Below are 9,673 nucleotides of genomic sequence, written 5' to 3'. Positions count from 1 at the left end.
GCCGGATTGAGTCCAGTAGAATACCGAACTCAATCCAGCCAATCAGCTGCATAAAAAAACTCTAACTTTTGGGGGTAGCCACCCTTGAAGGATCAAGCCAGTCTTTTAAATGTCTGTTATTTATTTTATTTACCTAAGAATGCATTTAGCATCCACACGTGTTGTTCGATAGACGACTTCAAGGCGATAAACATATCAGCAGTAGCTTCATCGTCTACTTCTCCAGCTGCTTGAACGAGTACGTAAGATTCTTCACTAATTAAAGCAAAATCCTTAGATAGCTCAGCTACCATCTCGTTGGCATCTTCATTCCCAGAGGCCTCTTTAATGGAAGAATCATCGAGGTACTCTTTAAGAGTAGCAACTGGCTTTCCTCCTATTGTAAGAATACGTTCAGCAATGTCATCAATGTTTGTGGCTGCTTCATTGTAAAATCCTTCGAACTTTTCGTGTAGTGTGAAGAAACTAGGACCCGAAACATACCAGTGGTAATGGTGAAGTTTCGTGTTTAATACGTTCCAGTTAGAAAGTTGATGGTTCATTTTATTAATTAATTGTTGGTTACTCATGTTTTAGCACTCCTAGAATATATTAGTTTTATCGAACTCATATTCATATTGTATAACTTTTTATAATAACAATCAAGTAATAATGATTATAAATAAGGAAGTATTAATTTTAATTCCGATAAATTTACTTAGAAATAGTTACTTTTTTAAAGGAAAACTATTATACTAATAATTAGATACTGGAGGGGTGATGGGATGAAACTGTTTTCGGGAGGAGTTAGCTTTATCTTAGTTTTACTTGCTAGTTATTCTGGATTTTATTTCTTCGGGGGAGCCAGTGAAATGGAAAAGAAAGTCGAAGAAGATGCTATTGCGTTAATATCAGAGCAACAAAACATAGATAAAAGTGATTTATTGTTAGAAGAAATGACTTATTCAGAGGATGCTTTGAGCTATGCTGTATTACTTACTAATAAATCAAACTCAGAAGAGTATGCTATTGCTGCAATATTAAGTGAAGACGAGTCGGAAATAAGTATGTTAATAGACGTTACAGGTACGTATGATGACTACGGGCTAGCTTATTGTCATTGATTGATTAGAAAAGTATGATGATAATCATAAAAAAAGATCTAGCTTTAGAATTCTAAAGCTAGATCTTTTTAATTAAAAGACGGCTATGCCATTTTTCTTATTTAACCATTAACACTGGCATCTCTACATACTTCATCACTTTATGACTAACACTACCGATGATCATCGTTTGAACAGCACCTAGACCGCGACTGCCGATAACGAGGGCATCATAACTGCCTTCATTTGCATGTTCAATGATTGATTCAGCAGCACCTTTTTTACCGTGAAGAACAGTTGTTTTAGAAGTTACTCCAGCACTCTCAACAAGTTCTTCGATAGGAAGTAGCATTCTTTTTCTTTTCATAGAAGCAGTATCTGAATCTCCATATTGCAATACATCTGACTTGGATTTATTTCCTGCCACAACGTAAAGCAACTCAATATTAGAATTTCCTTCTAATTTAGCTAATTCAATCGCTTTTTCCAGCGCTCTTTTAGAATGATCTGAACCATCAATGGCTACTAGTAAGTTATTAAACATATTGAACCTCCATCTGTCATTAGTGACCAGAGGCTTTGCTTAAGCCGCCGATTTTATCCATGAGAACTGAACTTTCTTTGTTCATGCCTGTCAGTTCTACTTTAATGTTTCTTTGCTCGAATTTGTGCTCAATTTTATCAATGGCCCCCACTGCGGAATCATCCCACAAATGTGCATTGGCAATATCAAGAACAACTAGTTTTACATCTTCATTATAATCGATTTTAGCTAAAAAGTCAGTGACAGATGCAAAGAATAATTGTCCGTGAACTTCATACGTTCGCACACTATCTTTGCTCAAGCTCTTTTCAACGCGTACTTTAGAGACTTTCCATGCGAAGAAAATAGCACTCAAGACAACTCCGGCTAAAACCCCTTGGGATAAATCATGTGTATAAACCACAACGGCAACTGTGACGACCATTACAATGGCGTCTGTTCGAGGCAATTTATGAATATTCATAAGGGAAGACCAGTCAAACGTTCCGATCGCAACCATGATCATAACCCCAGCCAGTGCGGCCATTGGAATTTGTACAACGACATTCCCTAGTACAATAATTAAGAACATTAGAAATATACCAGCAGTAAGAGAGGACAAACGACCATTTCCGCCTGATTTTACATTGATCACAGACTGTCCGATCATGGCACAACCAGCCATTCCCCCAAAACAACCTGCAATCATATTGGCAATCCCTTGACCGCGGCTTTCTTTGTTTTTATTACTATCAGTATCTGTCATATCATCTACAATCGATGCGGTTAATAAAGACTCAAGTAAACCGACGATCGCTAAAGCAACAGAGTAAGGAAGAATAATCATCAACGTTTCGAATGTCAAAGGAATATTCGGTAAAGCAAATAAAGGAAGGGATTGTGTTAATGCTCCCATATCGCCAACGGTACGCACACCGATATTCATAAATATTACGATTGCAGTTACAACAATAATTGCTACGAGTGTCGAAGGGACGGCCTTCGTAAAACGAGGGAGGATATAAATAATTGCTAAGGTTAAAGCAACTAAGCTATACATCACCCATGTTTCTCCAACAAAGTGTTGCAACTGAGAAGTGAAGATTAAAATTGCCAGGGCATTGACGAATCCAATCATCACCGATCTAGGTATAAATTTCATAAACCCGGATAGCTTAAACACCCCAAATAATAATTGAATAATACCTGTAAGAATTGTGGCAGCAAGCAAATATTCTAAACCGTGATCGGCAACAAGGGTAATCATTAATAACGCCATTGCGCCAGTTGCACCAGAAATCATTCCTGGACGACCACCGATGAAGGCAATCACAACTGCGATACAGAAAGCCGCATAAAGTCCTACCATTGGATCGACACCGGCAATAATTGAGAAAGCAATCGCTTCTGGAATTAGTGCTAATGCCACAACGATACCTGCCAGAACATCGCCTCGGACATTTCCTAACCATTCATTTTTAATTTTTTCTGCGTAATTCAAAATTGCACCTCTTTCTAATTTATTTTAAAGTTATAAGTTTCTCCGTAAGAAACTAGACCGGCAAGAACAAAGGTATCTTAACAGAATTACGTCGAATAATAAAATGTAATGTAAGCGTGATTCATGTTACATTTTCTCTCGTTTACACTGTATATAGTGTACATACTCTCTTTTTTACAAATGTGTCAATTTTGTTAATTACTAAGTATTCATGGATAATGGAATGAGTTTTTTTGTTATACAGCACTAACTGGTATAGACAACTAAATATATGGTTTGTTATACTGTGGTTTAGAAAAGTCTTATAGCCTTTAGGAGGTAAAGATGCGTACAATTTTTTTTCAAGGAGCAACTCTTTACAGTGAAATGGGTAAAATAGAAAATCCGTTGGTTTGCTTAACCAATGGGAAATTGGAAAACATAGCTGAAAAATCTGCTGATAATAACAAACGTATAGATGAAGTAATTACGTTTCATGAACCTGTAAAAATCATACCTGGTTTTATAGACGTGCATATTCATGGTGCGGCAGGTGCAGATGTGATGGACGGTACTTTGCAAGCATTAGAAACAATGAAGCAGGCTTTGCCAAAAGAAGGGACAACGTCTTTTTTGGCAACTACGATGACACAATCTGTGGATGATAAAATAAAGGCCTTAAAAAATGTTCGAAGCATGATGAGTTCAAAAGATTCCAGTGGGGCTGAAATACTAGGTGTCCACTTAGAAGGTCCTTTTATTTCTGATCAACGCGCTGGAGCCCAGCCTTTGAAGTTTATTCAGAAGCCTTCTCGTGAACTATTTAATCTTTTCCAAGAAGCATCAGGAAATGCAATAAAATTAATAACCATGGCTCCTGAAGAAGATGATGAGAGGTTGGTCGAAGAATTACTTATAGAAGGCGTTCTTCCTTCTATTGGCCATTCCGATGCCACATATAAACAAATGAAAACTGCTATAGAAGATGGGTTCACGCATGTTACCCATCTTTTCAATGGAATGAGGGGAGTACATCACAGAGATATTGGTGTTGCCGGTGCATCTCTCTTACATGACGAGCTTATAGTAGAGATGATTGTAGATGGTATTCATATCTCACCCCCAATGGTTAAATTAGCTTATAAAAATAAAGGCGCAGATAAAATTGTATTAATCACAGATGCGATGAGAGCAAAGGGAATGCAACCTGGCAACTATTCTCTCGGGGGGCAACAGGTTCAGGTGGATGCAACGCAAGCGAAGTTGGCAGATGGCACTCTTGCGGGAAGTATTATAAAAATGAACGAGGCTGTACGGAATATGCAGACATACACGGGGTGTTCATTTGAGGAAGCTGTTAATATGGCTACCATTAATCCTGCTAAACAGTTAAAAGTTGATGGACAAAAGGGTAGTTTACGACCAGGGAAAGATGCTGATTTTTGTGTCGTAAATGATAATCTTGATATCCTTCAAACGTATGTAAAAGGAACGAAAGTTTTTGGATGAGTAAAGGAGGATATTCACCTTGGATATGATCAAAGTACAAAATTATCATGAAATGAGTATGAAAGCGGCGCAAATCGTTATTGACTCATTAAAAAATAAACAAATAAATGTTCTTGGTTTCGCAACTGGAGGCACACCAGAAGGTTTTTATAAATACTTCGTGCAAAACTTAAAGCAGGAACAACTCTCTTTAAAAGATTTGCATACGGTGAATTTAGACGAATATATTGGATTATCAGAAAATAACCCTAATAGCTATCATCACTATATGGAGAAACATTTATTTCAGTTTTTGAATCTTAAAAAAGACCAAACTCATCTTCCAAATGGAAATGCTGAAAATATTACTGGAGAATGCAAACGATATGAACAGTTAATACAAGATTTGGGAGGCATTAATTTACAATTACTTGGTGTCGGAAGTAATGGTCATATTGGTTTTAATGAGCCGGGAAGTTCCTTTCATGGTAGAACGCAAGTGGTAGATTTAGCTCCTTCAACAATCGAAGCAAATGCAAGGTATTTTACTGATGAAAAGGATGTTCCGAATAAGGCAATTACGATGGGGATTCAAACCATTATGGAAAGTAAAAGTATTTTGTTGCTCGCTTCAGGAGCAGAAAAGGCGGAAGCAATATATCAGTTAATGCATGGAGCTGTAAATGATAAGTTCCCGGTGACCATTTTACAAAAACATCCTAGTTTGATAATAATAGCTGATCAAGAGGCAAGAAGTTTGCTGTGAAATATTTCGAGGTAATTTTCCAAATTCCACCCATATTTTGTCGATCTATAGTAATATAGAATTAGATTACTATTTTAGTATAAGCAGGTGATAGAGTGAAATTCGTGTCATTAACGTTTATATTTCTTTCTCTAATTACGTTTAAGCAATGTGGTGGAGCTTCTGAACATGAAGATATAGATTTGAATATCAATCCGGTTTATTCAGGGGGGAGCCTCTCGGCAACGCCATATATTATTTATGAGGGAGAGGACCCAACTACGTTCCAGTTTGGTAGTAGTATTGCTTGGATTGAAAAAATAACCTTAGATGATGAGGTCCTTTATGAATACGAAGGAGAGGACGTAGATGTAGATCAACAAACAACCTTAGAAGAAGACGGTGAAAGAACAGGTTTCACTGTTGAAGTCGACACTGAGCCAGGAAGTTTTGACGTTCATATGGTATCGGAATTCATGGTTGAGACTGAGGCTGGAGAGCTTCAAGAATTCCGTCATCAAACAATTCGGACAGTTGAGGTTAAAAATGAGGAAGAGTAATGATTTACAATACTGCTAATTCATTTGCAGTAATTATGGGTTTCGGATAAATCGATATTAAAATCAAAATGCTGTCCCGTAAGGTTTTTTAAAACCTTTACGGGACAGCATTTTTTTGAAAACATAAAATCATTAATACTACGAACCACCCCCCGTTTAATTATCAACAATTAATTTGATATTGAGAAATGCTTTATGCGATGATAATGAAAGAGAAGATGAAAGGTTGCGTTCGAGATGATGCAAAAACATGGATGGGTGGTTCTTTCTGTTTTTCTTGGTGGATCTTTAGGGACATTGTTAAGATATTTGATAAATATGCAAACGACGGCCCTCCTGTTTCCTGTAGGAACGATTATTGAAAATATCATAGGCAGTTTATTGTTAGGGACATTAACAGGATGGACACTTGTGAAAGTAATCGTACCTGTTTTGAAAGAAGGGATTGGTGTTGGTTTTTGTGGGGGGTTTACGACGATGTCGACCTTAGCGGCAGATGCTGTGGTCTTAGGCGGTACCGATTCAATGGGATCATTGGCGACTTATCTTCTCATATCACTATTCGGCGGGATGTTTGTTGCCGCTATTGGATTGATGATAGGGCAGTACCTTGCTAATAGAAGTGTTAAGAAGGAATCGAGGGAATGGTCATGAACATCCTGCTTGTTGCATTAGGAGGTGGAATAGGCGCCTCATGCAGGTATTTGCTTGGAGCGTGGGTGAAGTCACGCCTAAAACAGAGAAGTATACCAACAGCGATGCTTATGGTGAATATACTCGGCTCCTTATTTCTAGGTCTATTTTTCGGATGGGTATATCAGGAAGTTCCTCAGATGGTTTATGATGATCTTCCTTTCTTAGTTTTCGCAGTTGGATTCTGCGGAGCATTCACGACATTTTCAACGTTTAGTGTAGAAGCCGTGACCTTATTACAGAAACAAAAAAAGCGAAAGTTTATTACATATGTAGGTTTATCCATAGGAGGAGCAATGATTGCTTTTCTTATTGGAATGTTTCTGGGCAGTCAGGTGATGAAGTTCATTTAAATGAAAAAGGGCACTCAAGTGAAATTCATTTGAGTGCCCTTTTTACTCTTAATTTGATATCATACTCCATTTCATTAGTATGCTTATTTCTTATTATCAGGATTATCTTTGTGTGAATCTTTTGCAGTTTTCTTTTCTTCCGAAGGAGAAAAGTCGTCAGATAATTGATCGCCAAGATCCTTTCGAAGATCTTGATAAATTTTTTCTTTAAATTCCTCGTACACCTCGTTTTTAATATCATCATATACTTCATCTTTAACCTGGTCGTATACTTCGGTTTTAATATCTTTATATGCATCTTCTTTGAAATCATCGTACACTTCATCTTTTACCTGTTCATAAATGTCGTCTTTCATATCGCCGTACGCTTCTTCCTTGAAGTTATCATAGATATTTTCTTGCATTCCGCCATATACTTCATCTTTTACTTGGCGAGTATGACGTTTGTTCTTTAGAATTTTGTCCGCTTTTAAATCTTGTCCCATCATAATCAGGAGTGAGAAAATCATCACAATCATGATGAGAGCGAATGGCAGAGCTGCGACAATGGAGGCGGTCTGTAAGCCCTCCAATCCACCGCTGATTAAAAGAACACTTGCAGCACCAGCGATTAAAAAGCCCCAAATAACTTTAACGGATAGCTTAGGACTTAGACTGCCACCGCTTGTCATTGCACCTAAAACATAAGAGGCAGAATCGGCAGACGTAATAAAGAAAACGAGAATTAGTAATACAGCTAAAGTACTCATAATTCCACTGAAAGGCAGTCCGCTAAGCGTTGCGAACAATGCCACTTCAACTTCGTTCGTGACTAAATCACCAATTTGTTCATTTCCATTTAATATCATATCTAAAGCTGTTCCGCCAAAAACTGTGAACCATAGTGCTGCTAATAAAGAAGGAACAATTAATACGCCTGCAATGAATTCACGGATGGTTCGGCCACGTGAGATTCTAGCGATAAAAATACCCATAAATGGAGCCCATGAAATGTGCCAGGCCCAAAAGAAAATAGTGTTGCTTCCCAACCATTCACCATCTCCAAACGGGTTTAAGTCTAAACTCATTTGGGTGACGTTAGTAATATAACTACCGATGGTAGTCACAAAATTTTGTGCTATAAAAAGAGTTGGACCAAATACAAGCACAAAAACTAGCAAAATTGCTGCCACGGTTAAGTTGAGGGTGCTCAAAATCTTAATTCCTTTGTTAACTCCGGTCGCAGCTGAAAAGATAAATAAAACGGTAACGATTGCAATAACCGTAAATTGAGTTGTAGAGTTGTTTGGTATCCAGTCAACAAGATAGGAAAGACCCCCGGTAATTTGCATCGCGCTTAACCCAAATGTCGTAGCAACACCGGTAGCAGTTGCCAGAACAGCCAATGTATCGATTGCTTTTCCGAAAGGACCGTGTGCTTTATCACCTAAAATAGGCTGGAAAGCAGAACTTATTAATGCCGGTTGATCCTTTCTATATTGTACATAAGCTAACGTCAAAGCTACGAGCGAGAAGATAGCCCACGGATGTAATGCCCAGTGGAAAACTCCGTATCGCAGACCTGCGGCGGCTCTAACCCCTTCAGACGCACCAACGTAGTCTGGATGTGGATCGAAGAAATAGAGAACAGGTTCTGCCACGCCCCAGAAAACGAAACCAACACCAATTCCAGCAGAAAAGAGCATGCCAAGCCATGTTAAAAACTTATACTCAGGTTTTTCATGTGGTTTCCCTAATTTAAGTTTTCCGAAAGGGCTGACTGCCAAGAATAAAACGAAAGCGATAAAAAAGGCGGTCGATAGCATGTAGAACCACCCAAAATTATCGAGAGTAAGACCTAATGCTATCCCTGAAAGGTTTTCTAGAGATTCAGGTCCAAAAAATCCCCATAGTACAAAAAGGAAAACTAGTGGTGCAGAAATATAGAAAACAATATTGGGTTTTTTTGTTTCATACTCATAATTTTTCATGTATTAGTGTCATCCATGATAGCGGAAGACCCCCTTTCTTAGTGTAAATCTAATCTTAAAAATCCAAATAAATGCAAAGGAAGGACATTGGTGCCATGATAGTTACTTTTTCCCCTTTTGTCTAGTATTTGAAACTAAAGTCACGAAGTTTGCTAAACAATATAGCTACAATGTATTATTGTAAAAGATTGCAATTTAAATAATGTAATGATTAGGAGTGAGAAAATGTCTGAGATAAATGAAACAGCTTCCATTGAGGATTTTATGAAATTAGATATGAGAGTGGGAACGATCATCGAATCAAGTTCTTTTAAAGAGGCTAGAGTACCAGCAATTAAACTGAAAATTGATTTCGGTGAAGATTTAGGGATTAAACAGTCGAGTGCTCAAATTACAAAGCGTTATGAGCCGGAAGACTTGGTAGGCCGACAAGTGGTGGCTGTCGTGAACTTTCCGCCACGGAGAATTGCAGGTTATGCTTCAGAAGTGCTAGTCATAGGTGGAACGCCTGAAAAAGGCGATGTAGTATTATTAAATGTTGATGAAGAAGTTCCGAATGGAACGACGATTAGCTAAAAAACAAATGAGGTTGTGTTTAAGAAGGTATACAATACCTTCTTAAACACAACCTTTTAATTTATAAAATGGGCAGCTACCTCCACACGCAAGTATTAAGGGAAACCCACCTCTCCTTTCGAGTAGCACCTACACGCATTACGTAGTGGCTACTCGAAAGGAGGTGGAAGCTGACGCTGTATTTAATAAAAGACGGCTATGCC

11 protein-coding genes are annotated in these 9,673 nt (G+C 38.0%); 7 read left to right on the top strand and 4 right to left on the bottom strand.

Annotation, left to right across the window (positions count from 1 at the left end; translation table 11 throughout):
• Nucleotides 1-125 precede the first annotated feature (125 nt).
• Nucleotides 126-569, bottom strand: coding sequence for a Dps family protein (locus tag CEF18_RS25575; protein WP_110939320.1), 444 nt, complete (start codon nt 567-569; stop codon nt 126-128).
• A gap of 195 nt (nt 570-764) precedes the next feature.
• Between CEF18_RS25575 and CEF18_RS25570 the strand changes: the two genes are divergently transcribed.
• A complete protein-coding gene (locus tag CEF18_RS25570) occupies nt 765-1,103 on the top strand; it encodes a hypothetical protein (RefSeq protein WP_110939319.1) in 339 nt (112 codons plus the stop codon).
• A 97-nt stretch (nt 1,104-1,200) separates the two neighbouring features.
• Here the strand turns inward: CEF18_RS25570 and CEF18_RS25565 are convergent, their stop codons facing one another.
• Both CEF18_RS25565 and CEF18_RS25560 read right to left on the bottom strand, forming a co-directional pair.
• Nucleotides 1,201-1,626, bottom strand: coding sequence for a universal stress protein (locus CEF18_RS25565; RefSeq protein WP_110939318.1), 426 nt, complete (start codon nt 1,624-1,626; stop codon nt 1,201-1,203).
• Nucleotides 1,627-1,645: 19 nt separating this feature from the next.
• The gene (locus CEF18_RS25560) at nt 1,646-3,106 is read right to left on the bottom strand and encodes a SulP family inorganic anion transporter (protein WP_110939317.1); all 1,461 of its coding nucleotides are present in this window, start codon (nt 3,104-3,106) and stop codon (nt 1,646-1,648) included.
• A gap of 324 nt (nt 3,107-3,430) precedes the next feature.
• On the opposite strand from CEF18_RS25560, the gene nagA reads away from it, so the two are divergent.
• The 5 genes from nagA to crcB all read left to right on the top strand — a co-directional run bounded on the left by nagA (nt 3,431) and on the right by crcB (nt 6,924).
• The gene (gene nagA / locus CEF18_RS25555; protein ID WP_110939316.1) at nt 3,431-4,594 is read left to right on the top strand and encodes an N-acetylglucosamine-6-phosphate deacetylase; all 1,164 of its coding nucleotides are present in this window, start codon (nt 3,431-3,433) and stop codon (nt 4,592-4,594) included.
• A gap of 25 nt (nt 4,595-4,619) precedes the next feature.
• The gene (gene nagB / locus CEF18_RS25550; protein WP_310793596.1) at nt 4,620-5,339 is read left to right on the top strand and encodes a glucosamine-6-phosphate deaminase; all 720 of its coding nucleotides are present in this window, start codon (nt 4,620-4,622) and stop codon (nt 5,337-5,339) included.
• Nucleotides 5,340-5,434: 95 nt separating this feature from the next.
• The gene (locus CEF18_RS25545) at nt 5,435-5,878 is read left to right on the top strand and encodes a hypothetical protein (RefSeq protein WP_110939314.1); all 444 of its coding nucleotides are present in this window, start codon (nt 5,435-5,437) and stop codon (nt 5,876-5,878) included.
• Between the two features lie 237 nt (nt 5,879-6,115).
• Nucleotides 6,116-6,532 carry a fluoride efflux transporter FluC gene (locus CEF18_RS25540; protein WP_223292483.1) on the top strand — a complete coding sequence of 139 codons (417 nt, stop codon included), beginning with the start codon at nt 6,116-6,118 and terminating at the stop codon, nt 6,530-6,532.
• Nucleotides 6,523-6,924, top strand: coding sequence for a fluoride efflux transporter CrcB (gene crcB, locus CEF18_RS25535; protein WP_223292482.1), 402 nt, complete (start codon nt 6,523-6,525; stop codon nt 6,922-6,924). The genes CEF18_RS25540 and crcB overlap by 10 nt, the downstream gene beginning before the upstream one ends.
• Before the next feature lie 83 nt (nt 6,925-7,007).
• On the opposite strand, the gene CEF18_RS25530 is transcribed toward crcB, so the two are convergent.
• A complete protein-coding gene (locus CEF18_RS25530; protein ID WP_110939313.1) occupies nt 7,008-8,894 on the bottom strand; it encodes a BCCT family transporter in 1,887 nt (628 codons plus the stop codon).
• A gap of 225 nt (nt 8,895-9,119) precedes the next feature.
• Between CEF18_RS25530 and csaA the strand changes: the two genes are divergently transcribed.
• Nucleotides 9,120-9,470, top strand: a complete 351-nt coding sequence (gene csaA / locus CEF18_RS25525; protein ID WP_223292481.1) for a chaperone CsaA — start codon at nt 9,120-9,122, stop codon at nt 9,468-9,470.
• The last annotated feature ends 203 nt before the right edge of the window (nt 9,471-9,673 follow it).

Origin of the sequence: Salipaludibacillus neizhouensis, assembly GCF_002886185.1 — a bacterium.
In the GTDB taxonomy this organism is placed as follows: domain Bacteria; phylum Bacillota; class Bacilli; order Bacillales; family Salisediminibacteriaceae; genus Salipaludibacillus; species Salipaludibacillus neizhouensis.
This window is presented reverse-complemented; position numbering and strand designations above follow the sequence as displayed.

Bases quoted from the DNA above. Each gene is read 5' to 3' on its own strand.
- crcB (WP_223292482.1), top strand. From the start codon at position 6,523: ATGGTCATGAACATCCTGCTTGTTGCATTAGGAGGTGGAATAGGCGCC.
- nagA (WP_110939316.1), top strand. From the start codon at position 3,431: ATGCGTACAATTTTTTTTCAAGGAGCAACTCTTTACAGTGAAATGGGT.
- CEF18_RS25540 (WP_223292483.1), top strand. From the start codon at position 6,116: ATGATGCAAAAACATGGATGGGTGGTTCTTTCTGTTTTTCTTGGTGGA.
- CEF18_RS25570 (WP_110939319.1), top strand. From the start codon at position 765: ATGAAACTGTTTTCGGGAGGAGTTAGCTTTATCTTAGTTTTACTTGCT.
- CEF18_RS25530 (WP_110939313.1), bottom strand. From the start codon at position 8,894: ATGAAAAATTATGAGTATGAAACAAAAAAACCCAATATTGTTTTCTAT.
- CEF18_RS25565 (WP_110939318.1), bottom strand. From the start codon at position 1,626: ATGTTTAATAACTTACTAGTAGCCATTGATGGTTCAGATCATTCTAAA.
- nagB (WP_310793596.1), top strand. From the start codon at position 4,620: ATGATCAAAGTACAAAATTATCATGAAATGAGTATGAAAGCGGCGCAA.
- csaA (WP_223292481.1), top strand. From the start codon at position 9,120: ATGTCTGAGATAAATGAAACAGCTTCCATTGAGGATTTTATGAAATTA.
- CEF18_RS25575 (WP_110939320.1), bottom strand. From the start codon at position 569: ATGAGTAACCAACAATTAATTAATAAAATGAACCATCAACTTTCTAAC.